The organism is Anaerococcus sp. HMSC065G05 (genome assembly GCF_001812365.1).
GTDB lineage: Bacteria > Bacillota > Clostridia > Tissierellales > Peptoniphilaceae > Anaerococcus > Anaerococcus vaginalis.
This window is the reverse complement of sequence record NZ_KV808710.1, coordinates 14,681-39,811: the sequence shown is the minus strand read 5'-3', so window position 1 is coordinate 39,811 and position 25,131 is coordinate 14,681. Positions and strand designations below refer to the sequence as shown.

Sequence of the window (25,131 nt, the reverse complement as noted above, 5' to 3'; positions counted from 1 at the left end):
ATGAACTTAGAATTTATTTATTTTGGGCTTATATATTTATTAAATTTGGATAATAAACTTAAAAACGAAAGAAACTCAAGTTTCTTTCTGATTTTGCTCCCTGCAAGGGCCGGTTAAGGGGTTATAAAGATGGGGGTTCTTAGGGGGAAGGAAAAAGGGGACAATCGGAAGTCCCCTGTTCCTTCCGCCCTAAGTCTACGAAGTTTTAATTTAATTAAATAATTTACTTTGTAATTTAAAATTAATTTTTAATTTAAGATTTTGTTAAATTTTAAAAATTAAGTTAGCGTGTAAAAAGGGGAAGAATCGAAACTCCCCATTTCCTCCGCCCTAACATAACGAAGAATTATTTTAATAAAATAATTAGATAAGTAATTTAAATTTACAAACAAAAAAGAAGCTTTTTCAAGCTTCTAATTTTAAAAAATTTTATAAAGATTTAAGCATATCCACATATCTAGGCATTGAATAATTTTCTCTGGAAATTTCTTTTTCTAAATTATCTGCTACTTGTCTTATTTCTTCTGTGATTTTTCTGGTTTTTTCTTGAATGTAGATTGCTTTTTCTTCTATTTCTTTTATTTTTTCAAAATCTTTTAGAATTTCTTTTATTTCATCTCCAAATTCTAATAAAATTTTTACATTTTCATTTATTCTTTTTGCCTTTGCTTCTAATTTTTCATTTTCTAAAAAGGCAAGATAGGATTTTATTTCTTTTATTTCTTTCATTGCTGAAGGAAGGATTTCTTGATAGATTAAATTTGATAAAATTTCAAGCTCTTGTTGGCAAAATTTTATTATTTCTTCAAATTCTACGTTTATTATTGAATCTATTTCTTTTTGGCTAAATATTTTTTCTTCTTTAAATATTTCGTATGATGAATTTTTCTTTGCATAGACTAAGGCGTCTAAGAAGCTTTTATGGTTAATAAGTCCTCTTTTTTCTGCTTCTTTTATCCATTCTTTTGAGTATCCGTCTCCTTGGAATAAAATTTTTGAATTTTCCTTGTAGATTTCTTTGACTATTTCATAGACTTCTTCTTTTAAATCTTTTTCATTTTTTCCTTCAAGTCTTTTGCCTATATCTTTTAAAACTTCTGCCATAGCAAGATTAATTACTGTGTTTAAATCTGCGGCTGATTTTGAAGAGCCTAACATCCTAAATTCAAATTTATTTCCTGTAAAGGCAACTGGAGATGTTCTATTTCTGTCTGATGAATCTGTTTGGATTTCTCCAAGATGTGGAATTTTAACTTTATTATTTATTCCTTTTATCTCTTGGTCTTTTGCTATTGATTTTAAAATATTTTCTAAATCTTCGCCGATAAAAACAGAAATTATTGAAGGTGGTGCCTCATTTCCTCCAAGCCTATAATCATTTGAAACTGATGATGAAGAAAGTCTTATTAAATTTTGGTATTTATTGCAAACTTTAATCATTGCTGATAAAAATAATAAAAATAAATAATTATTTTTTGGATCATCCCCTGGAGAAAAACAATTTTTTCCGTAATTTGTTGTAAGGGAATAATTATTGTGTTTTCCACTTCCTGCCATATTTTTGAAAGGTTTTTCTTTTAATAGGCAATAAAGATTGTGTTTGATGGCAGTTTTTTCTAAAATATGCATCAACAATTGGTTGTTGTCTACGGAAATATTACAATTTTCATACATTATTGCAATTTCAAATTGGTTTGGCCCAACTTCATTATGCTCAGCCTCCATATAAATTCCCAAATTATATAACTGTTCGTTCACATCTTCAAAAAAATCATTTACTCTTTGAGGAATTGCACCAAGATAATGGGAAATTATTTCCTTTTCAACCATAGAATCACGTCCAACAAGACTCATTCCACAATATTCTAAATCTATTCTTTTATCATAAAATTCTTTATCAATTAAATAAAATTCTTGCTCAAGTCCAACTTTCGCCTTCACCCTATAAGTTTTTTCATCTTTCAAAAACATATTGCAAATTGGACTTGCATACTTGCTCAAGATATTCATTGATTCAATTAAAGGCAATTTTTTATCAAGTTTTTCCCCATAAAAGGAAACAAAAACTGATGGAATATATAAAACTTTATCTTCAATAAAAGAATTTGCAGTCAAATCCCAATATGTATAACCACGAGCCTCAAAAGTCGATCTCATTCCACCTGATGGAAATGATGAGGCGTCTGGCTCTCCTTTTATTAATTCATTTCCAGAAAATCTATTTATTGGATTGTGTTTATCATCTCTATTTAAAAACGCCGTTTTTTTATTTGCAGTTTTTCCATTTAAAGGTTGAAACCAATGAGTATATGAAGTTGCCCCTTTTGAAATCGCCCAAATTTTCATAGCATGAGCAATGGAATCAGCAGTTTCTTTATCAAGAGTTGTATTATTTCTTGCAGCCTCTTTCCATTTTAAATAAACAGGATAAGGGACATTTTCTTTCATAGTTTTTTTATCAAAAGCCAAATTTCCAAATTCTTTTAAATCCATATTTTTACCTTTCTTGATATTTTAAAATTTGTTTAAATAATTATATCATAAAAAAATACATATTAAATTTTTAATCCATAATTTTTTGAAGCAAATATTTTTTTGCTTTATAAATATTTTGCAAATTAAATTTAATTAATTGACACTATATCAATATAATGATAAATTAATAGTAGTTGAAATTATAATAATTCGAGGATGGGAAAATGAGAAAAAACAAAAAAATAATTTTATTATTATCCACTCTTATTTCTTTTCAATTATTTGCACCAACAAATACTTCTAAGGCGAAATCTATTTTAATAAATTATGATCTTGCAGAAGGTGTAAATGTTAGAGAAAAACAATCTTTTGCAGATGATTCTAAAATATTAGGAGGAATAGATTATCCTGATTTTTATGAAATAAAAGAAGAAAATGGTAATTGGTTAAAAATTAATTTTGAAGGAAAAGATGGATATGTAGCAAAAATTTGGTTTCATATTTTAGATGATATGAAAGCAATTAAAAATGGCAAAATTTATGAAAAAGCTGACGAGAAATCAAAAGAAATTTCAAATTTTAAAAAGAAAGAAAAAATTGATTTAATAGATTTTGATTCTAACAAAAATTTTGTAAAGGTCAAAAAAGGCGACAAAATTGGTTTTGCAAAAATTGATAATTTTGATTTATCAAAAAAAGATGAAAAAGATTTAAATAAAATAAAAGATAAATACAAAAAAATATATGATTCTGTAAAAAGATATATGGATTATCTTGATAGGAATAATTTGAGTTTGTATCCAATCGATGAAAAAGATAAGGCAAAAGAAAATGAAATTGTTAGAAATTATGTGGTAGATGAGCCAGAAGAAAAAACTGAAGAAGTTGAATATATTTATTACACAGTTTCAGGAGATGATATTGGATCACAAGCCTATAATTTTGCAACAAAATTTATTGGAAATCCTTACGTTTGGGCTGGCACAAGTCTTACAAATGGAGTTGATTGTTCTGGATTTACCCAACAAGTTTATAAAGAATTTGGAATTAGTCTTCCTCACTTTGCTCAAAGCCAAGCTGATTATGGAAAAACTATAAAACTTGGAGAAGAAAAAGCAGGAGATTTGGTATTTTATGGAACAAGCCTTTCAAATATTACCCACGTTGCAATTGCCGATGGTCAAGGAGGAATTGTTCATGCAGCAAATCCTAGAAGTGGAATTATAACATCAGGAATTGGAAATCCAACAATTATAAAAAGATTAATTGAAGATTAAAATACGTCCTTTGTGGCGTATTTTTTTTATTGTAAGCAAAAAAAAATAATGTTATAATTATTTAAAAGATTAAATTTTATAGAAATTAATTAGTAAATATAAAGGAGTTAAAAATGACAGATACATTAAATCCGTTAGAATCTGCGCAATTACAAATAAAAAAAGCATGTGAAAAATTAAATTTAAATCCAGCAGTTTATGAAATTTTAAAAGAACCTCAAAGATTTATAGAAATTTCTATTCCAGTAAAAATGGATGATGGTTCTCTAAAAGTTTTTAAAGGATATAGATCAGCTCACAACCATGCCCTAGGTCCTTCAAAAGGTGGAGTAAGATTTCATCAAAGTGTAAATGTAGAAGAAGTAAAAGCTCTTTCAACTTGGATGACTTTAAAGGCAGGACTTTTGGCAATTCCTTACGGCGGTGGTAAGGGCGGAATATGTGTTGATCCAAAAAAATTATCTGATAGAGAACTTGAAAGTCTTTCTCGTGGATATGTTAGAGGCTTGTACAAATATTTGGGAGAAAGAATAGACATACCAGCTCCTGACGTAAATACAAATGGAAAAATTATGTCATATTTTATTGACGAATATACAAAATTAAATGGCGATAAAGAAGATTTTGGAACTTTTACAGGCAAGCCTTTAATTCTTGGTGGAAGTTTGGGTAGAAGTGAAGCTACAGGATATGGAGTTGTTATTACAACAAAATATGCAGCCAAAAAAATTGGACTTGATTTGAAAAATGCAGAAATTGGTCTTCAAGGTTTTGGAAATGTTGGAAGTTTTACTTTAAAATATTTGCTAGAAGAAGGTGCTAAAGTTAAATATCTTTCTATAAGAGATGAAAATGAAGAGTGCGGAAGATCAGCCCTATATTCTGAGGATGGATTTGATTATGAATCTTTGCAAAAATATAGAGATGAAAATAAAACTCTTGTAGGCTATCCTAAGGCAAAAAAAATATCTGATGAAGAATTTTGGCAAACAAAATTTGATATTTTAATTCCTGCAGCTTTAGAAAATATAATTACAGAAAAAATCGCCAAAAATTTAGATGTAAAATTAATTGCAGAAGGTGCAAATGGCCCAACAACTCCAGAAGCTGATATTATTTTAAAAGAAAAAAATATAGAAGTAATTCCAGATGTCCTAGCAAATTCTGGTGGAGTTCTGGTTTCATATTATGAATGGATTCAAAATCAATATGGAAATTATTGGTCAAAAGAAGAAGTTCAAGAAAAACAAGAAAAAGATATGCTAAAAGCTCTTGAAGGAATTTTTGAAATTAAAGAAGAATTTGATACAAATATAAGAGAAGCATCTTATATGTTTGCAATCAAAAGAATTGCAGAAGCAATGGAGCTTCGTGGTTGGTATTAAAAAATCTACATTTATTAGCCAATAATTTGAAAAAATAAAAATAAAATTGTATGCAAATGCTTAGTTTGTAAATTACAATTTTTTGTACAAAAATGGAGGAGAAATCGTAATAGATTTCTCCTCCTTTTAATTTTAAGATATTTTTTTTAATTTTTAATTATTTGAACTATCGTCATTTGAATTTGTAAAAGATGCAAATAAGTCTTTGAAAAATTGTACTATTTTATCCCAAAGACCTGACTCTTTTATATCATTTCCTACTTTGTCAATGTCTTCTTTGTTGTCTTCGTAGAATTTTTTTCCTTTTTCTGTCAAAGTTCCTGCAAATTTTTTAAGATTTTCTTCTACTGCCTTGCTATCAATTGCTGGGCTTTCTTGATATTTTTCAAAATAATTTACTAAAATTTGTATATTGTTATTTGATAAAATATCTCCCATATTTACATTGTTCAAAGCATCTTTTATAAAAATTTGAATTTGCCCGCTATCGGCGGTTTGTCCATTTTTATCTTTGTAATCTTTTAAATTTTGTTTTACTTCTGCAACTGCTTGGTCCAATTTATCTTTGTCGAAAGATTCATTATTTTCATTTTCTTCGCTTATTTTCTTTAATGTTCCAAGCTCTTCTTGAGCAGTTTGAGTGCTTTGTGTATTAACTTTTTCTCCATACATCTCTATTGCCTTATACACTCCAACAAGGGCAGATTCTCCTGTAACTTTTGTTGGACTTGCAACTTTAATTTCTGCATCGGTAATTCCTGATGTTATTGCAGCGTTTGTGTATTGGCTTTGAGTAATTGATGTAATATTTTCTGGTGTTAAAATTTCTACCTTAATTCCGCTTCCCTTTGGAAGTTTTTTTACTGAAACTGATGAAATCATATTATAATCTTCTGCTTTGTAGCCTAAATATTTTTGGCAATCAGCACCATTTACACTTGATTTATTTATATCATCAGATAGTCCCAATTTATTTTTTACTTCTTGAATTTGATTTTGATTTAAGCCAGCTCCATACATATAAGCTTCTTTTTGTGAATCGAATTCTCCACTTGCTTTTGCAACTTGTGGGATAATTAAAATTAATCCCAAGGCAAATGCCTTTAACATTTTGTTTTTAAATATTTTTTTCATAATATCTCCTTATAATTTTTCGATTTTTTCTACTAATTTATCAAGGTCACTTTCTTCAACTTCTTCAATTTTTCCTTGGTCAATCAAACTTGTAATTTCTGGATTTATTGCAAGTTTTGCTACTGTATCAATTTTAAATTTTTCAGCAATTTCGTCGGTTTTTCCTTCTCCAAATATTTTGTAAATATTTCCTGTATCTTTCGCCTTAAAATAAGACATATTTTCAACTATTCCAAGAATTTCTTTGCCCATCATTTTTGCCATATTTAATGATTTTTCTACAACCATTCCTACCAAATCTTGAGGAGTTGTAACTGCAATCGCCCCATCAATATTTAGGGATTGGAAAACTGTTAGAGGAATATCACTTGTTCCTGGTGGCATATCAATTAATAGATAATCAATTTCGCCCCAATCAACGTCTGTGTAAAATTGTTTTAAAACATTATTTACAATTGATGATCTCCAAACAACTGGAGCGGATTTGTCTTGTAAAACTAAATTTATTGACATAATTTTTATTCCGCTCTTGCTTTCTGGTGCAATTAAAGTTCCATCTTCAAGACTTCTTACACTTTCTTTTATGCCAAAAGCTTGTGGGATTGATGGGCCTGTTATATCTGCATCCAAAATTGCAACTTTATTTCCATCTTTAGAAAGTTTTGCTGCAAGCATACTTGTTACAGAAGATTTGCCAACACCTCCCTTGCCTGACATTATTGCGATTGTTTTTTTTATATTTGATCCTTCTTTGGGTTTTATTATAAATTTGTCGAAATTCATTTTCTTTTGTGTCATTTCTATCTCCTTTTAAGATTTTTTCAAATATATTATATGGTATTTTTTATATTTTTCTATTTATAATTTATCCCGATTTTTTCAAGCTAATAATATCTTATAATTTTGTAATAAAAAAGTTTTTAAAGCTAAATTCAAAAAAATTATAAATTTCCAAATAAAAATATAAATATTTATTTGACAAATGTAATTTGAGGATGTATCATTAGTCTAAGATTAAATATAAAAACTTTGAAAAGAAGAGTAGCTAATAAATTATATGCACAGAGAATCTTTGTAGGCTGAAAAAAGATCTTATAATCTTAGTGAATAAAGACTTAGAGTTGTATCGAGGATATTTTGATTCGGTATCGTATTTTGCACGTTATAGCAAAGGGGTATAATTTTGTACTTTCTTATTGGATCCTTTGAAAGTATATTTTGTACTTAATAAGGATATTTTTGTGAAAAAATATTAAATTTGGGTGGTAACACGGTCTTCGTCCCTTGGGATGCGGATCGTTTTTTTTATATTTAATCCATAAAAAAGTTACGACTAAAAAAAGAAAAAAATTTGGAGGAAATAATGAAAAAGGTATTAAAGTTTCTTATGGCTTTTGTTTTGACTTTTGTTTTTACAATGGGAATTTCACACGCCGATGAGGACACATTTAAGGTTGGAATGGAAGTTAATTATGCTCCTTTTAACTTCTCACAAGTTAATGATGCTAATGGAGCTGTTGAAATTAAAAATTCTAAGGGAGAATTTGCAAATGGATATGACGTTCAAATCGCAAAAAAAATTGCTGATGAACTTGGAAAAAAATTAGAAATTTATAAAATCGAATGGGATGGTCTTCCACCTGCTCTTACAAGTGGAAAAATTGATGCAATTATTGCTGGTATGAGCCCTACTGCTGAAAGAAGAAAAGAAATTGACTTTACAAATTCATATTATATTTCTGATTTGGTTATAGTTTTGAAAAAAGATTCTTCTTTTGCAAAGGCAAAATCCATAGCTGATTTTAAAGATGCAAAAATTACTGGACAATTAAATACTTTCCATTACACAGTACTTGATCAAATTGATGGAGTTAATAAGCAAGCTGCAATGGAATCTTTCCCATCAATGATTTCTGCAACAAAAGCTGGAAATATTGATGGATATGTTTCAGAAAAACCTGGAGCAATGTCAGCCGTTTCTGCGAACGAAGATTTAACTTATGTAGAATTTGAAAAAGGCAAGGGATTTAAAACTGAAACAGACGATACATCAATTGCCGTAGGTCTTAGAAAAAATTCCCCAATGAAAGATCAAATAAACGACATTTTATCTCAAATGAATGTCAAAGATCAAGATAAAATAATGAATGAAATGGTAAAATTATCAGAAGATGATGGCGAACAACTTTCATTTTTTGGACAAATGAAAGCTATTTGGAGCGAATATTCTTCCCTATTTATAAACGGAATTTTCTCAACACTTTTCATTTCAATTATTTCAACCTTGATAGGATTTGTAATTGGACTTATAGTTGCAGTTATTAGAAAAATAAAAGTAGATAAAAATAAAAATATTTTCGCCTATATTTTACAAAAAATTGTAAACTTTATCTTGGTTTGCTACATAGAAGTATTTAGGGGAACTCCAATGATGGTTCAAGCAATCCTAATTTTTTATGGGGCAAAACAATTTTTATCAATCGATATGTCAACCATGCTTGCAGCCTTTATAATAGTTTCAATTAACACTGGAGCTTACTTATCAGAAGTTGTAAGAGGCGGAATAAATTCAGTTGACGAAGGACAATTCGAAGCTTGTAAGGCACTTGGAATGACACATTCACAAACAATGCTTAATGTTGTAATTCCACAAACAATAAAATCAATTTTGCCAGCAATTGCAAACGAATTTGTCGTAAATATAAAAGATACATCAGTATTAAACGTAATAAGCGTAACAGAATTATTCTTTGTATCAAAATCAATAGCAGGTTCAACCTACCAAATATTCCAAACATATTTGATAACTGCAATAATATATTTCATTTTAACTTTCATAACAACAAGAATTATCTTGTTAATTGAAAAGAAATTTACCAACAAAGAATTTGTACTTGGATCTGTAACAGGAGGAATTCATGCCTAATATAATAAAAGTAAATAATCTAGAAAAAAAATTCGGACAAAATTTAGTTTTAAAAGATATAAATATGGAGGTTCAAAAAGGAGAAGTAGTTACAATAATCGGCTCATCAGGCTCAGGAAAATCTACACTTTTAAGATGTTTAAATCTATTAGAAGAACCAACAAGCGGAGAAATTTTGTACAAAAATGAAAATATTTTAGACAAAAAATTTGACCTAAGAGCCTACAGAACAAAAGTCGGCATGGTTTTTCAAAATTTTAATTTGTTTGAAAATAAAACTGTCCTACAAAACTGTACCCTAAGCCAAGAAAAAGTTTTAAAAATTTCAAAAAAGGATGCAGAAGAAAAAGCAAAAAAATTCCTACAATTAGTAGGCATGGACCAATATATAAACGCAAAGCCATCACAAATTTCTGGTGGGCAAAAACAAAGAGTTGCCATAGCAAGAGCCCTTTGCATGGATCCAGAAGTTTTACTTTTCGATGAACCAACAAGCGCCCTTGACCCAGAAATGGTTGGAGAAGTTTTAGAAGTTATGACAAAACTTGCCAAAAAAGGAATCACAATGATAGTAGTAACCCACGAAATGGATTTTGCAAGAGAAGTTTCTACAAGAGTTTTGTTTATGAATGAAGGAATAATTTTAGAAGAAGGATCTCCAGAAGAAATTTTCACAAATCCAAAAAATCAAAGAACAAAAGATTTCTTAAAAAGATATATGGGATAAAAGCAGGATTTTTCCTGCTTTTTATTTTGCGTATTTTTAGTATAATGGAAATGAAAAGAGGTAATTATGGAAAATAAATTAATAGAAATTTTAAATAATGGTTCATCATTTGCATACGGATTTTTGCTAGATGAAAATGAAAAAAATTATTTAATAAAAAACCTAGACGATCAAGGAAGATTTGACGGCTACACTTTGATTTCAAAAAACTTGGTAAAAATAAATGAAAAATCTGATTTTTTAAAAAAATTAAAAATTTATAATGAATATTGGAAGTCAACTAAAGAAGAAAAAACTGGCGAAAATATAGATGAAATTTTTAAAAATATGACAGATTTTTTTGATATAGTAAAATACGCCAAGGAAAATAAAAAAATAATAAATTTAGGAAAATCCTTAGATTATTTCGATCAAATTTGTGGCTATGTGAAAAATATAGAAGACGATTTTGCAATAATTGACGCAGTAGATATAAATTCCGGACAAATTTACGATGAATTTGAAATTGACATTAAGGAAATAAAATATATAGAAATAGAATCAATAGATAATATTTTGCTTGATTTTGTAAATAAAAAGTAAGATTTTATATTTTAAAAGTCTAAAGGTTAAAATTAAAACTTATATATTTTTAATAGAGAGAGATCTCTTAGGTTAAACTTATTTTTAAATTTTACTCTTTCTTTGAGATCTCTCTGCAAGGTTAAATGGGTATTGACGGATTTTTTAATTATAAATTTTTTTATAATTAAAATTACTTTTACTTTATAACTCTTGAATTTTTTCTTTTAATTCAAGGCTTGTTTGGTAGACGTCTTTTGCATCCATTATTGCTCTTACCACGCAAATTCCATCAACTTTTGTATTTTTTAATATTTCTACATTTTCAATATTTAAACCACCGATAGCATAAATGTCTATGTCCACTTCTTCTTTTATTTTTTTCAAAGTTTCTATTGATGTTCTTTTGGTTTTTACGTGAGTTTTGGTTTCAAAGATTGCCCCAACTCCCAAATAATTTGCCCCATCATTTTGTGCTTTTTTGGATGCTTCTACTGATTTTGCAGTTGCTCCTATTATTGCTTTTTCTCCCAAAAGTTTTCTACAAAGTGCAATTGGCATATCATCTTTTCCAACATGAACGCCACAGCCAAGAGCCCAAGCAAGATGAACCTTATCATCAATTAACAAAGGAATGTCGTATTTGTCACAAATTTTTTTTACTTTTTTCCCTAAATTTAAAATCTCAAGGTCTGTTTTTTCTTTTTCTCTTAATTGAAGTATATCAACTCCACCTTTTATGGCATCTTCAATTCTTTCTAAAAATTCTTCTTCATTATATTTATCTGAATTTGTTACCAAATATAATTTTTTCACAAATTTCCCTCCCTTATTTTTGCTCTTTTTATAATTTCTTCATCGCTAATTTCTGATATATTATCCATCAAATTTACAAAAAAACTATAGGGCTTTTTTGTATGAGAAATTTCTCCAGATATTTCCAAAATAAGAAGAGCTAAAATTGACGCATCGATTGGATTTGAAACTGATAAAAATGTAGAAATTAAGCCTGTCAACATACAACCTGTGGCTGTAATTTTTGAAAGATTTTCACAACCATTTTCAAACAAAAAATACTTATCATCTTTTAATAAAATATCAGTTTTTCCTGTAATCAAAACTGTTGTTTTGTATTTTTTTGAAAGCTTTTGAGAAATTTCTGTAAAATATTTTATATTTTCACAAGAAATCTTATCCTCATCTCCTGCATCTATGCCTTTTGCATGAGATTTTTCTCCACAAAGTGAAAGAATTTCCGATGAATTTCCCTTGATGATCGAAAATTTATATTTTTCTAGTAATTTTTTTGCAAAATCAAGCCTAATTTTACTTGCACCAACTCCAACCACATCCATTATTACGGGAATACTTTTCTCATTTGCAAATTTTGTTGCTATTTCCATTGCTTTTAATCTTGACTTTGTAATATTTCCAAGATTTATAGAAAGAGAATCAGAAATTTTTACAATTTCTTCCATTTCATCTTCGCATTCGGCACAAATCGCCTTGGCTCCTTGAAATAAAATCGCATTTGCCACCATATTTATGGCAATTGGATTTGTAATTGCGTGAATCAATGGAATTTTTTCCCTAACAAGTTTTCTATTTTCAAGAATTTTTTTTAGATTTTTCATATACATTTACTCCAAGCTTTTTTGTATGGAATATAAAACTTTAGATTTTTGCAAAGTTTTTAAGAAAATGTAAGCTACACTTCCTCCAATAATTGTTGCAATTGTAAAAGAAGGCAGATAAAAATACCAAGTTATATCGCCTGTTCCATAAAATAATTTCATAACTGGATAAGAAACAATAGCTCCAATTATTCCTGTTCCAATTATTTCCCCAACTACAGCTGCAAATAAATTTCCTTTCGATTTTCTATAAAAAATTCCAGAAAGCATAGCTCCAAAAATTTGTCCAGTTATGGCAAGAGGAGGAATTCCTAGAAAACTCATTCTCAAAAATGCAGTTATTAATCCATTTAAAAGCGAATACCAAGGACCTAAAAAAACTGAGCAAACAATATTTACAAAATGAGCCGTTGGAGCGAAACCTTCAAATCTTAAAATTGGAGAAATAACAAGACCAATTGTCACAAACATACAAAGAGTTAGCATAATAAGCAAAGAATTATTTTTTTTCATAATCTCTCCTAAACATTTATATAATCAGTAAAAACTGGAGTCATGCCAATTGCTTTTAAATCTTTAATTGCATCGTCACAAGACCTATTGTCAGCAATTTCAAATTGCTCATCTCCCGTATCTTGAGAATTTTTTGATCTATGACCAATTGACGTATCAACTGATGCAGAAATTTTCGTTGCTGCATATTTTACTGCCAAATTCCTAAAATCACGATCTTCTCTTGTTGAAAGAGTTATTGATGCAAATGGTAAAAATATTCTAAGGGCAAGCATAATTTGGAAAAATTTCTTATCATTTACTTCAAAAAATTTAAGCTCATCTGCTCCGTGAGTTGGTCTAATTCTTGGAAGAGAAATTGCAATTTCTGCGTGAGGATATTTTTTTTGAATTTTTTGAGCGTGAAGACCTAATTTAAATGCTTCTTCAATTGGATCATTTAGTCCAAATAAAGTTCCAAATCCTACTCCTCTAAATCCTGCCATCATTGCTCTTTCTTGAGTATCAATCCTATAAACCCAAGATCTTTTGTGGCCGTAAGGATGGTAAAAATCATAAGTTTTTGGATTGTAAGATTCTTGGAAAACTGTAACAAAATCTGCTCCTGCCTTTTTTAATTTTTTATAATCATCTACATTTGCAGGATAAACTTCAATTCCTATTGTTTTGAAATATTTTTTGGCAATTTCACAAGCTTTTGCTATATAGTCAACTGATGAAAATTTTTGACTTTCTCCTGTTAAAATCAAAACATCTTCGATTCCAGTATCTGAAAGAGCCTTCATTTCTTCTTCAATTTCTTCAAAATTTAATTTTGCCCTTTTTATATCAGATTTTGCCCTAAATCCACAATACCTACAAGAATTTTCACAATAATTTGCTATATAAATCGGAGAAAAAAGACAAACATTATTTCCAAAATATCTAACCCTCTTATCTTTTGCAAGCTCTCCCATTTTTTCCAAATGATTTAAAGCTTTGTCGGATAAAAGATTGTAAAAATCTTCTTCATCAAGTCTTTCTTTTTCTAAACTTCTTAGAATATCAGAATCACTTACATTTTTATTTTTTATTTTTTCGTAATGATCTAAAACTTCGGTTTTTATATGAGAATCGATTATATCCATTTCTGGAAAATAATCTGTAACTTTTTTTATATTCATTTTAATCAAAAAAATCTCTTAGTGGAGATGATGGATCAGCTCCAGATTCTAAAACTCTGCCTGGTTTTGAAAGATAAGCAAGACGCCCAGCTTCTATTCCAAGTTTAAAAGCTCTTGCCATCATTGTAATATCAGATGCGCTAGCAATTCCTGTATTTGCCATAATTGCAGCCGCTCCCATTTCCATTGCCTCTGCGGCTTGACTTGGAAGACCAATTCCTGCATCAACTATAACTGGAAGGTCAACTTCATCAATAATTATTTTTATAAATTCTTTTGTAACAAGGCCTTTATTTGATCCAATTGGAGCAGCAAGTGGCATTATTGCAGCGGCTCCTGCATCTTTTAAATCTCTTGCATAATTTAAGTCTGGATACATATAAGGTAAAACAACAAATCCTTCATCAGCCAAAACTTTTGTAGCTTTCAAAGTCTCTTCGTTATCTGGCAAAAGATATTTTGTATCTCTCATAATTTCAATTTTTACAAAATTTCCACAACCCATTTCCCTTGCAAGTCTTGCAATTCTAATTGCCTCATCAGCATTTCTTGCTCCAGAAGTATTTGGAATAATTGTAACGTGTTTTGGTATATAATTTAAAATATTTGCCACATCTTTTGTATTAGCTCGCCTTAGAGCGACTGTAATCATTTCACATTCTGCATTTTTTACAGCAGCATCAATTAGTTCCACAGAATATTTCCCGCTACCAAGAATAAATCTTGAATTAAATTCCTTGCCACCTAGTATAAATTTATCTTCCATAATAATCCTTTCTTATTTTTTTCAAACATTCCAAAGCCTCAAGACTTGCCATAAGTGATACATAGGCAAGATAAAGCCCATCTTTTTTTGCGTCTGATTTAAAATCACCAACCATAGTGATGTTATTTATTTTTTTTACCTTAATATCTGAAAAATCTCCAAGTCCTGCCATGCCCGATGCAGTAAAAAGAAATTTATTTTCCTTTTTTGAAAAATAATCAAATGCCATGACCTTGGACTCTTTCTTGTCAAAAGCTTCAATAAAATAATCAGTTTTTTCAATAATTTCATCCATATTTTTTTCATCCAAAAACATATTTTTTGCATGAATTTTTGTAAAGGGGATTGTTTCTGCGATTATTTTTTTTGTTGCAAGGACCTTTTCTTTGCCAATATCAGAAATTTTATAATTTTGCCTGTTTAAATTTGAATATTCAACCTTATCAAAATCATACAAGAAAATTTCTCCAATACCTGCCCTTGCCAAAATCATTGCAACATTTGAACCAAGTCCCCCACAACCTAAAATCGAAACTTTTGCTTTTTCAAATATTTCATTGTCATTTTTATTTTGTCTTTTTAAAATTTTATCTCTTAATTCCAAATCAACCCCCTCCAACAAAGGAAAAAACTTCAACCTTGTAGCCATCTTTTACAAGAAAATTTTTAAAATTTTCTCTTTTTACAAGTTCTTGGTTGACTTCAACAGCCACAAAGTGAGGATCGAATTTATTTTCTTTTAAAAATTCATACAAAGAAATTTCATTTTTTATTTTTACTTCCTTGCCATTTATTAAGACCATATTCACCTCCTAAAAAAAAGAACACAAATAGAAACCATACCCGAGGTGGTATGCCCCATTTGTGTTTTGCACATAGATTATTTGACTAACTACTATAAATTAATTTTTTATTAGGATCAAAAAAAGACCCTAACTAGGGTCTTTAAACTTTTTTATAATCGTCGCTTTCTTACGCAGGTTTTAACCTAATCAAGTTTAAAGGGTTGATGAAAATTCATCTCTCAGCCAAAAGCACCCCTAGCTATTTTTATTATAGGACAAATTTATTTTATTTGCAAAATATTTTTTACCTATCTTCCAAAGATATGTAATTTTTTATTTGGCTTAGTGATTTGTAGGCTGGTCTTATTATTTTTGAATCTTCGATTTGTTCAAGTCTGTGAGCAGCCCATCCAACTGTTCTTGCTATGGCAAAAATTGGTATATATAAATCTTTTGGAATATCTAGCATTTCATAGCAAAATCCTGAATATAAATCTACATTTGCACAAATCGGATATGGTTTTTTTAATTTTTCCATCAAAAGCCTTCCACCAATTTTTTCGATTTTTTCTATAAATTCAAAATCTTTTTGTCTATTTTTTATTTTTGAAAGCTCTCTTGCCTTCTCTTTTAATAAAACTGCCCTTGGATCTGAGATTGTATAAACCGCATGTCCCAAACCATAAATCAAACCTTTTTTATCAAAGGCCTTTTTGTCCAAAATTTTTTTCAAATATTTTTCTATTTCTTTTTCATCTTCTATATTTTTTAAATTTTCCCTAATATTTTCAAGCATTTGACTTACTTTTAAATTTGCTCCCCCATGTCTTGGACCTTTGAGCGAACCAAGTCCTGTGGCAATGGCTGAATAGGTATCAGTTCCTGATGATGAAACCACGTGAGTTGCAAAGGCAGAATTATTTCCTCCTCCGTGTTCTGCATGAATTATTAGTAATAAATCCAAAATATCTGCTTCTTCTTTTTTATATTTTTGGTCGATTCTAAGCATAGAAAGTATATTTTCTGCAATTGATTTGTTTTCATCTTGATTGTGAATTACCAAAGATTTTCCATCAAAATTGTGAATTTTAACTTGGTAGGAATAAATTGCAATTATTGGCATTTTTGAAATCAAGGACAGAGATTGGGACAAAACATTTAAGGTATCTGTGTCATCAGCCATTTCGTCATAAGAATAAAGGGCAAGAACTGACCTCATCATTATATTTACGATATTATTGCCTGGAAGATTTAGGATTGTATCTTCAAAAAATTTATTTGGCAAATTTCTTTCTTCTACTAGAATTTTTTTGAAACTTTCTAGGTCTTTTTTATTTGCTAATTTGTTAAAAAGCAAAAGATAAATAATTTCTTCAAAGCCAAATCTTTTTGTATTATTAAAATCTTCTACCATTTTTGTAAGTGGATAACCCCTATAAAAAAGCTCTCCTTGGCTTGGAATTTTTTCTCCATTTTCGATTTTATAACCGCAAACATCGCCAACTTTTGTTACTCCGACCAAAACTCCTGTCCCATTTTTATTTCTAAGTCCTCTTTTTATAGAAAATTTATCGTAGAGATTTTTATCTATTGTATTTTCTATTTTTATTTTTTTTGAAAGGTCTACAAGTTTATCTTTATTCATTTTCTCCTCCCAAATTTTTGATTATTTCTTGGGTGATTTTCTCCAAACTTGCCTCTCCGCCCAAATCTTTTGTATGGTTTTTCTTATCTTCCATTGTTTTTTCAATAGACTTTCTTAATTTTTCGGACAAATTTCCTTCCCCAATGTCATCAAGCATAAGAGATGCTGTAAGTAAAATTGCAATTGGATTTGCCAAATTTTTCCCAGCAATATCAGGAGCAGAACCGTGAACTGATTCATAAATTGCAATCTCCTCTCCCTTATTTACTCCAGGAATTAAGCCAAGTCCACCGACAAGACCTGCTCCCAAATCTGACAAAATATCTCCGTACAAATTTTCAGTAACAATGACGTCAAATTTATTTGGATTTAAAACCATTTGCATGGCAGTATTATCTACCAAAAGCTCTTCAAATTCTATGTCTGGGAAAGAATTTGCAATTTCACGTCCAACATTTAAAAACAAACCATCAGTAAATTTCATTATATTTGCCTTGGTAACTATGGTAACTTTTTTCCTATTAAATTTTTTTGCATATTCAAAGGCTGCTCTTATAATTCTTTCAGATTTTTCTCTTGTAATTACCTTTATTGAATGAAATTCATCATCAGAAATTTTTTCCTCAAGTCCCATATACAAATCTTCAGTATTTTCCCTGAAAATTACCATATCGACATTTTCATATTTTGTTTTTATATTTTTGATTGATTTTATTGGCCTAATATTTGCAAAAAGATCGTATTTTTTTCTAAGCTCAACATTAATTGACCTAAAACCATGTCCAATTGGGGTTGTGATAGGACCTTTAATAGCAATTTTATTTTTTTCAATTGATTTAAAAACTTCATCTGGAATAAAGGTATTTTCCTTTTCAAAAACGCTCGCCCCAGCATTCACTTCTTCAAATTCAACTTTTGAGCCCAATGCCTTTAAAACTTTTTTCATAGAATCGCAAATTTCTGGACCGATTCCATCTCCTTTTATCAAAGTTACTTTCATAATTACTCCAATTCTAAATTTTTGGCATAATTTAAATAGCCACCCATTTTTAATATTTCAATTTCTCTTTTTGAAAATTCTCCCCTAACTTTTATTTCTATATCCTTATCCAAATCTTTTAAAATAAATTCCCCGCTTTCTAAAGAATTTTCTATATTTTTTATTTGAATATTATCAAATTCTGATAATTTTTCATAGTCACTTTCATTTTCAAATTCTAATGGCAAGATTGCATTGTTAATCAAATTTGACCTGTGGATTCTTGCAAAAGATTTGGCAATAACTGCTTTTATATTAAGATACAAAGGAATTAAAGCAGCATGCTCTCTTGATGAGCCTTGGCCATAATTTACACCCGCAACAATTATCCCACCAGAATTTTCTTCTGCTCTTTTTTTGAAATCGTCGATTTTTGTTGTAAAGGCAAATTCTGATAAATATTCTATATTTGACCTAAATGGCAAAAGCCTAGCGTTTGATGGACAAATATCATCAGTCGTAATTCCATCGCCCGCCTTATAAATTATTTTTGAATTTATTTCAGCAACAGGACTTGCCTTTGGAAATGGCTTAATATTTTTCCCTTTTACAGTTTCTTTAATTCTTTTTGATAAATCTTCTTCCCTTTTTATAAAATAAGCATCAGTGTGGTCAAAAATAATATTTTCGTCAAAATCTTTTTTAAATTTGGAATCTTTAGGATTTGATATGTAACCGTTAATCGCAGAAATCGCACAGGTTTCTGGACTTGCAAGATAAATTTTAGCATCAATCGTACCAGATCTTCCCTTAAAATTTCTATTAAAAGATCTTAGAGAAATTCCACCAGCTTTTGGAGCTTGGCCCATCCCGATACAAGGCCCACAACCCGATTCCAAAATCCTAGCACCTGCCTTAATCATTTTTGCAAGGGCCCCGTTTTCTGATAATTTTTCCAAAATTGTGGCAGAACCTGGAGAAATTACAAGAGATACATCAGGATGAACTTTTTTCCCATCAAGAATTGATGCAACTTTCATCATATCCATATAAGATGAATTGGTACAAGATCCGATTGCAACTTGGTCGATTTTTACTTTCTCCATTTCAGAAATTTTTTGGTATTGGTCTGGAAAATGAGGCCTTGCCACAGCAGGTTCAATTTCGCCTAAATCAATTTCCATAACCTCATCATAAAAAGCATCTTCGTCTGCCTCTAATTTTTTATAATCTTCTTTTCTATTTTGGCTTTTTAAATATTTTAAAGTATTTTCATCAGATGGAAAAATCGAAGTCGTCGCCCCAAGCTCAGCTCCCATATTACAAATTGTCGCCCTGTCAGTTACAGACAAAGATTTTACACCTTCTCCAGAATATTCCATAATATATCCCGTTCCGCCTTTGACTGATAATTTCCCCAAAATATATAAAATTAAATCCTTGGCATTTACATAATCTTTCAAGGAATTATTAAGTTTTATATTAAAAATTTTTGGCACTTTTATAAAATAAAAACCTCTTGCCATAGCAACAGCCACATCAAGTCCCCCTGCCCCAATTGCAATTTGTGCCAAAGCACCGCCCGTTGGAGTATGAGAATCGGAACCTAAAAGAGTATTGCCAACTTTTCCAAATTGTTCCAATTGAACTTGGTGGCAAATTCCACAACCAGCCTTTGAAAAAGTTATACCAAATTTATTTGCCGCAGATTTTATAAATTCATGGTCATCAGCATTTTCAAATCCTTGTTGGAGAATATTATGATCAATGTATGCAAGAGAATTTTCAGTTTTTACATCTCTAATATCCATAGCCTCAAGTTGCAAATAAGCCATAGTCCCCGTAGAATCTTGAGTTAAAGTTTGATCGATTTTAATACAAATCTCCTCGCCAGTTTTAATCTTTCCTTGTAAAAGATGGTTTTCTAAAATTTTTATAGCTAATGATTTTTTCATTTTTTACCTCTTTACTTTAATATATTATTGTAATAATTATACGCTGAAGTAAAATAATTTCCAAAAAATATCCCCACCTAAAGTGAGGAATTATTTATTTTATTAAATCAAAAAATTTTTTATTCGTACTTTAGCAATTAATTCAATAAAAAATTTAACACATCTATAGCGTGGCAAAAAACTCTAAGTTTAATTTTTCTTTTATACTTGCTTTTACCTTGAGATCTCTTGGATTATTTTTGCGTATAAAAAAATTCATAGGAAATTTTATTTAAAAAATCCCCCATGAATTTAATTACATATTTTTAGCTTTATTAAAAGAAGCCTCAACTGCCTTTATCAAACCTGCCCTAAAATTATTTTCTTCCAAGGCCTTCACTCCTTCGATTGTTGTTCCTTTTGGGCTTGTCACCTTATCTTTTAAAAGTCCTGGATGCTCTCCTGACTCTTCCATTAATTTTGCTGATCCTATTATTGTTTGGGCGATTAATTTATAAGAAATATCTCTTTTAAGTCCACAAAGAACTGCCCCATCAGACAAGCTTTCCATAAATAAATCCACAAAAGCAGGCAGACAACCATTTACAACACTTGCTGCATCAAATTGATTTTCGTCAATTTTTATAGCCTTGCCAAAAGATGAAAAAATTTCTAAAACATTTGAAAATTCATCTTCACTAACATTTGAATTTGGACAAAGAATTGACATCCCTTCCCCAACAGATGCAGGAGTATTTGGCATAGTCATAACAATTTTTTTATCAGATCCCAATAAATTTTCAAGTTTTTCTATAGTAAAACCTGCAGCAATTGAAATAAATACTTTATTTTCCAACAAATCTTTTATTTCATCAATCACTTCTTTATAATAATTTGGTTTTACAGCCAAAATTATATAATCAGAATTTTCAACGACTTTTCTATTTTCCATTATAGAAACTTCTTTATCCTTAAAAAATTCTAAATTAGATCCCCTATTAGATAAAAAAAGTTCATTTTTGCCCAAAAGACCTTTGGCAATAGCAGAACCCATATTCCCAATGCCGATAATACCAATTTTCATATTTCCTCCTTATAGAAAAATATATTTTTACATTTAAAAGCTGGACAAAATTTATATTATAATTTTTAAATAATTTAAAATTACACTACTCACCATCTCGACTAAGTGAGTGAAACGAACGCATGGAGAGATCTCATGAGATTCTTCACTAGTCACACTTGATCGAAATGGTTAAAATTTTAGTCTGTCAACAGTTTGAAATATATTATTATATGTTTTTTATTTATCTTAAAGTTTTTTACTTTATAAAATTAATTCCTCCCCCTAACAACCCCCTCCTTTTTACCCCCCTGCAACCGACCATTGCATGGAGCTAATTTTGTAAGAAGCTAACGCTTCTTTCAAATTTTTTAAATTTGATTGCTGTTTAAAAATAATTATAAATTCAAGTTAATTATTAGAGAAAAAATTGTTTGAACGTTAGTGAGTTTATTTTTTCTCTTTTAATGAACTTAGAATTTATTTATTTTGGGCTTTTATTCTAATTAAATTAGGATAATCATTTTAAAAAACGAAAGAAACGCAAGTTTCTTTCTGATTTTGCCCCCTGCAAGGGCCGGTTAAGGGGGTTCGTTAAAAGGGGTTTAAGGGGAAAAATTGTGGGGACAATCGGAAGTCCCCTAATTTGTCCCCTTAGTATCGAAGGATTAAATCAATATATCAATTTATTATAAAATAAAATTTAACTTTCTAAAATAATCTTAAAAAAGATTATTATTCCCTAATTTGCCCTTCTCCCAAAATCACATATTTATAAGTTGTAAGCTCATTCAACCCAACTGGTCCTCTAGCGTGAAGTCTTTGGGTTGAGATTCCTATTTCTGCTCCAAATCCAAATTCTGAACCGTCTGTAAATCTTGTTGAAGCGTTTACGTAAACGCAGGCTGAGTCCACTTCTTGGATGAATTTATTTGCTTCTTCTATTTTTTCTGTAATTATTGCATCTGAATGGCCTGTGGAATATTTGTAAATGTGATCAATTGCACAATCTATATTTTCTACTTCTTTTACTGAAAATTCATAATCCAAATATTCCTTGCCATAATCTTTTTCACTTGCAGGTATTGCTCCCTTTATTTTTCCTATTGTATTTTTACAAGCGTGAACTTTTAATTTGTATTTTTCTACAATTTTATTTAATCCATCATAAAAACTTTGATCGATGTCTTTGTGAACGACTAAACTTTCAATGGCATTGCACACACCTATTCTTTGGGTTTTACCGTTTTCAAATATTTTTAAGGCTTTTTTAATATCAGCGTACTTATCAACATACAAATGGCAATTTCCAACTCCTGTTTCAAGGGTTGGTACACTTGCATTTTTTACAACTGCATTTATCAAAGATGCTGAACCTCTTGGAATCAACAAATCTACATAGCCATTTAATTTCATAAGCTCAGTTGATGAATCCCTACTTGTATCGTCAATTATTTGGACAATATTTTCATCGAAACCTGTGTTTTTTATTCCTTCTCTAATGGCTTTTGCAATGGCAAGGGAAGAATTTATGGCCTCTTTTCCACTTCTTAAAATTATGGAATTTGAAGATTTTATGGCAAGAATTGATGCATCCAAGGTTACATTTGGCCTTGCCTCATAAATCATTGCCAAAACTCCGATTGCAACTGATTTTTTCCCAATCAAAAGTCCATTTTCAAGAGTTCTCACATCAGTCATTTTTCCAATTGGATCAGGAAGTTTTATCATTTGATCGATTGATAAAATCATTGAATCAATTCTTTCATCATCAAGTTTAAGCCTATCAAGAAGACCTTCTGCCATATTGTTAGAAAGTCCCTTGTCATAATCTTTTTTGTTGGCATCAAGAATATTTTTCCTGTTTTTTTCCATGGAAATTTTTATATTTTCTAAAATTTTATTTTTATCTTTTGTTGAAAGCCTTACAAAATCTTTTTTTGCTTTTTTGGAAAGCTCGCCCATTTTAGTCAATTTTTCTTTTAAAGATTGTTCCAATTTCCTCTCCTTTCACTATTTTTCTAATATTTTTCAAATCTTTTGAATTTGCAATTACCGTATCAATTCCCTTTTCCATACAAAGGTTAGCTGCATTAATTTTTGTAGCCATGCCACCTGTTCCAAGATTTGAATAAGAATCCTTACCCATTGACCTTAATTTTTCATCAATCACATTAACTTCTTTGATTAATTTTGCATCCTTATTAATTCTAGGGTCATCTGTATAAAGCCCGTCAATATCTGACAAAAGCATAAGCAAATCAGCATCAACCAATTTTGCAACAACAGATGATAGGGTATCATTGTCCCCAAAATCAATTTCGTAAGTAGAAATCGTGTCATTTTCATTTACAATCGGAATAACTCCCATTTCCAACAAATCATTTATAGTATTTTTGGCATTAAAATTCATAACTTCGTTGGTTTCAACCATTCTTGTAAGAAGAATCTGCCCGATAGAATACCCATATTCCGCAAAAGCTTTGAGGAAAGTATTCATCAAAGTAACCTGCCCAACGGCAGCTGTGGCTTGTTTTTTGCTAATATCATTTCTAGGTCTTTTAACATTGAGCCTATTCGCCCCAGTTGCAATAGCACCAGATGAAACCAAAATCACCTTAATGCCCTTGTTTTCCAAATTTACAATTTCCTTAGCAAGCTCTTCAATTCTTTCAATATCAACCCCACCATTTTCGTGGCTTACAGAAGAAGAACCTACTTTTATAACTATTTTTTTTAAATCATTACTAAATTCTCTCATATTTTTTCACCATATTATATTTTATAAGAAAACGAAAAAATAAGCAATTTAAAACACCCTTTTTGTAGGGTGTTTAGTATTAAAAATTATTTATTATTTGATTTTAAATTACTATTAAAATTTTTCAAATTATTAATCCTCAAGGCACATTTGATAAATTTTTTTCACATCTTCAGGTTTAAGTTCTACAAAACCATTTATTTTGCCGTTTTTGCCACAGGCTTTTTTGCTCATTTGTTCAAAATATTCATCGTCTATATTTATTTTTCTTAAATTTGAATCAAGTCCAAGATTTTCAAAGAAAAATTCTTTTGTTTTTTCTATAGCTTTTTTTGCAACTTCCATTTGGTCAAGATTTTTGTCAATATCAAAAACATTTACTCCCAAATCATAGAATTTATGAACAGTTTTTTCACTCAAAACATATTCCATCCATCTTGGTGTCAAAATCGCAAGTCCAAGACCGTGGGTTATGTCATAAAAGGCTGAAAGTTCGTGTTCGATTGGATGAACTGTCCAAGATGCCTTTGCTGAATTTGCAATAAAATCATTGATTGCCCAAGATGATGCCCACATAAGATTTGCCCTTGCCTCATAATTTTTAGGATCTTTCATGGCAATTGGCCCGTATTTTATTACAGTTTTCATCAAAGATTCCATAATTCTATCAAGCATAAACATTGAATCATCAACATTAAAATAGGATTCAAAAATGTGAGATAAAATATCGCTAGAACCACAAGCTGTTTGGAATTCATTTACAGAATATGTGATTTCTGGATTTAAAAATGAAACTTTTGGTCTGGTATCTTCGTGACCTGATGAAAGTTTTTCTTTTGTTTCAGGATTTGTAATAACCCCACCATTATCCATTTCAGAACCGGTTGCAGCCATGGTAAGAACTGACAAAAGTGGAATTGCAGGGCTCATTGGTTTTCCTTTTGAAATAAATTCCCAAGGATCAAAATCTGCACAAGCACCAGCCGCCATAAATTTTGATGCATCAATTGTAGAGCCACCGCCAACAGCAAGAATTGCCCCAATATTATTTTCCTTAATTATTTTTATACCTTCTCTTACAGAATCAATCCTAGGATTTGGTTCAATTCCAGAAAGCTCAAAAATTTCAACTCCAGAATTTTTAAGCTCTTTTATAACCTTATCATAAACTCCATTTTTCTTGATAGATCCACCACCATAAGTGATAAGCACCTTATCAGAATATTTTTTAACTTCCTCTCCCACAAAATCAAGAGCATCTTTTCCAAAATGTATTTTTGTTGGAATATTATAAGTAAAATCTAACATAAATCCTCCTTTTTTCTCTAGTAAATACTTACCCAAAACTAACCAATATAAATTTAAATTTTATACAAAAAAACTGACTCTAATTTGAGAAAAAC

General features: G+C 29.8%; 21 protein-coding genes, 1 pseudogene, 1 riboswitch and 1 other annotated feature. Of the genes and pseudogenes, 5 read left to right on the top strand and 17 right to left on the bottom strand.

The features are described from left to right. Positions 1 to 429: 429 nt before the first annotated feature. Complete coding sequence (locus HMPREF2852_RS05600) at positions 430 to 2,493, bottom strand: glutamine synthetase III domain-containing protein (RefSeq protein ID WP_070606553.1); 2,064 nt, start codon at positions 2,491 to 2,493, stop codon at positions 430 to 432. A gap of 206 nt (positions 2,494 to 2,699) precedes the next feature. On the opposite strand from HMPREF2852_RS05600, the gene HMPREF2852_RS05595 reads away from it, so the two are divergent. Together HMPREF2852_RS05595 and HMPREF2852_RS05590 are read left to right on the top strand one after the other, a co-directional pair. Next, a complete protein-coding gene (locus HMPREF2852_RS05595; RefSeq protein WP_070606551.1) occupies positions 2,700 to 3,752 on the top strand; it encodes a C40 family peptidase in 1,053 nt (350 codons plus the stop codon). A gap of 113 nt (positions 3,753 to 3,865) precedes the next feature. Further along, positions 3,866 to 5,137: a Glu/Leu/Phe/Val family dehydrogenase gene (locus HMPREF2852_RS05590; RefSeq protein ID WP_070606548.1), complete on the top strand. Its 1,272-nt coding sequence runs from the start codon at positions 3,866 to 3,868 to the stop codon at positions 5,135 to 5,137. A 153-nt stretch (positions 5,138 to 5,290) separates the two neighbouring features. Here HMPREF2852_RS05590 and HMPREF2852_RS05585 read toward each other — a convergent pair whose 3' ends face one another. Both HMPREF2852_RS05585 and HMPREF2852_RS05580 read right to left on the bottom strand, forming a co-directional pair. Then, a complete protein-coding gene (locus HMPREF2852_RS05585; RefSeq protein ID WP_070606545.1) occupies positions 5,291 to 6,271 on the bottom strand; it encodes a DUF1002 domain-containing protein in 981 nt (326 codons plus the stop codon). A 9-nt stretch (positions 6,272 to 6,280) separates the two neighbouring features. Continuing rightward, entirely contained in the window at positions 6,281 to 7,069 is a 789-nt protein-coding gene (locus HMPREF2852_RS05580; protein ID WP_019118510.1) for an Mrp/NBP35 family ATP-binding protein, read from the bottom strand. Between the two features lie 222 nt (positions 7,070 to 7,291). Next, positions 7,292 to 7,559: a binding site (T-box leader), on the top strand. A 75-nt stretch (positions 7,560 to 7,634) separates the two neighbouring features. Here HMPREF2852_RS05580 and HMPREF2852_RS05575 point away from each other — a divergent pair. The 3 genes from HMPREF2852_RS05575 (at position 7,635) to HMPREF2852_RS05565 (ending at position 10,506) form a co-directional block, all read left to right on the top strand. Beyond that, positions 7,635 to 9,197 (top strand): ABC transporter substrate-binding protein/permease, encoded by a 1,563-nt coding sequence (locus HMPREF2852_RS05575; protein ID WP_070606542.1) that lies wholly within the window; start codon positions 7,635 to 7,637, stop codon positions 9,195 to 9,197. After that, entirely contained in the window at positions 9,190 to 9,924 is a 735-nt protein-coding gene (locus tag HMPREF2852_RS05570) for an amino acid ABC transporter ATP-binding protein (RefSeq protein ID WP_070606539.1), read from the top strand. Before HMPREF2852_RS05575 ends, HMPREF2852_RS05570 begins: the two co-directional genes overlap by 8 nt. Before the next feature lie 66 nt (positions 9,925 to 9,990). Beyond that, positions 9,991 to 10,506 (top strand): hypothetical protein, encoded by a 516-nt coding sequence (locus HMPREF2852_RS05565; RefSeq protein WP_070606530.1) that lies wholly within the window; start codon positions 9,991 to 9,993, stop codon positions 10,504 to 10,506. 183 nt (positions 10,507 to 10,689) lie between these two features. Here HMPREF2852_RS05565 and thiE read toward each other — a convergent pair whose 3' ends face one another. From thiE to HMPREF2852_RS05495, 14 genes and pseudogenes are all read right to left on the bottom strand, one after another. Next, a complete protein-coding gene (gene thiE / locus HMPREF2852_RS05560; protein ID WP_070606519.1) occupies positions 10,690 to 11,301 on the bottom strand; it encodes a thiamine phosphate synthase in 612 nt (203 codons plus the stop codon). Further along, positions 11,298 to 12,119: a hydroxyethylthiazole kinase gene (gene thiM / locus HMPREF2852_RS05555; protein ID WP_070606516.1), complete on the bottom strand. Its 822-nt coding sequence runs from the start codon at positions 12,117 to 12,119 to the stop codon at positions 11,298 to 11,300. Before thiM ends, thiE begins: the two co-directional genes overlap by 4 nt. Continuing rightward, a pseudogene (gene thiW, locus HMPREF2852_RS05550) lies at positions 12,094 to 12,632 on the bottom strand (energy coupling factor transporter S component ThiW). Before thiW ends, thiM begins: the two are co-directional and overlap by 26 nt. A gap of 8 nt (positions 12,633 to 12,640) precedes the next feature. After that, a complete protein-coding gene (gene thiH / locus HMPREF2852_RS05545; protein ID WP_186821926.1) occupies positions 12,641 to 13,795 on the bottom strand; it encodes a 2-iminoacetate synthase ThiH in 1,155 nt (384 codons plus the stop codon). A gap of 1 nt (position 13,796) precedes the next feature. Then, complete coding sequence (locus HMPREF2852_RS05540; protein WP_070606510.1) at positions 13,797 to 14,561, bottom strand: thiazole synthase; 765 nt, start codon at positions 14,559 to 14,561, stop codon at positions 13,797 to 13,799. Next, positions 14,551 to 15,165, bottom strand: coding sequence for a sulfur carrier protein ThiS adenylyltransferase ThiF (gene thiF / locus HMPREF2852_RS05535; protein ID WP_070606507.1), 615 nt, complete (start codon positions 15,163 to 15,165; stop codon positions 14,551 to 14,553). Before thiF ends, HMPREF2852_RS05540 begins: the two co-directional genes overlap by 11 nt. Before the next feature lies 1 nt (position 15,166). After that, a complete protein-coding gene (gene thiS, locus HMPREF2852_RS05530; RefSeq protein ID WP_004812827.1) occupies positions 15,167 to 15,364 on the bottom strand; it encodes a sulfur carrier protein ThiS in 198 nt (65 codons plus the stop codon). Positions 15,365 to 15,513: 149 nt separating this feature from the next. Beyond that, positions 15,514 to 15,613: riboswitch (TPP riboswitch) on the bottom strand. A gap of 37 nt (positions 15,614 to 15,650) precedes the next feature. Continuing rightward, on the bottom strand, positions 15,651 to 16,991 hold the full coding sequence (locus HMPREF2852_RS05525) for a citrate synthase (protein WP_070606505.1): 1,341 nt from the start codon (positions 16,989 to 16,991) through the stop codon (positions 15,651 to 15,653). Beyond that, positions 16,984 to 17,991, bottom strand: a complete 1,008-nt coding sequence (locus tag HMPREF2852_RS05520; protein WP_070606501.1) for an isocitrate/isopropylmalate dehydrogenase family protein — start codon at positions 17,989 to 17,991, stop codon at positions 16,984 to 16,986. The genes HMPREF2852_RS05525 and HMPREF2852_RS05520 overlap by 8 nt, the downstream gene beginning before the upstream one ends. Positions 17,992 to 17,993: 2 nt before the next feature. Then, positions 17,994 to 19,925 carry an aconitate hydratase gene (locus tag HMPREF2852_RS05515; RefSeq protein WP_070606498.1) on the bottom strand — a complete coding sequence of 644 codons (1,932 nt, stop codon included), beginning with the start codon at positions 19,923 to 19,925 and terminating at the stop codon, positions 17,994 to 17,996. A 295-nt stretch (positions 19,926 to 20,220) separates the two neighbouring features. Further along, positions 20,221 to 20,988 carry a pyrroline-5-carboxylate reductase gene (gene proC, locus HMPREF2852_RS05510; RefSeq protein WP_070606495.1) on the bottom strand — a complete coding sequence of 256 codons (768 nt, stop codon included), beginning with the start codon at positions 20,986 to 20,988 and terminating at the stop codon, positions 20,221 to 20,223. 714 nt (positions 20,989 to 21,702) lie between these two features. Further along, complete coding sequence (locus HMPREF2852_RS05505; protein WP_070606492.1) at positions 21,703 to 22,965, bottom strand: glutamate-5-semialdehyde dehydrogenase; 1,263 nt, start codon at positions 22,963 to 22,965, stop codon at positions 21,703 to 21,705. Then, complete coding sequence (gene proB, locus HMPREF2852_RS05500; protein WP_070606489.1) at positions 22,934 to 23,728, bottom strand: glutamate 5-kinase; 795 nt, start codon at positions 23,726 to 23,728, stop codon at positions 22,934 to 22,936. Before proB ends, HMPREF2852_RS05505 begins: the two co-directional genes overlap by 32 nt. A gap of 132 nt (positions 23,729 to 23,860) precedes the next feature. Continuing rightward, positions 23,861 to 25,036: an iron-containing alcohol dehydrogenase gene (locus HMPREF2852_RS05495; protein WP_070606484.1), complete on the bottom strand. Its 1,176-nt coding sequence runs from the start codon at positions 25,034 to 25,036 to the stop codon at positions 23,861 to 23,863. Positions 25,037 to 25,131: the final 95 nt, after the last annotated feature.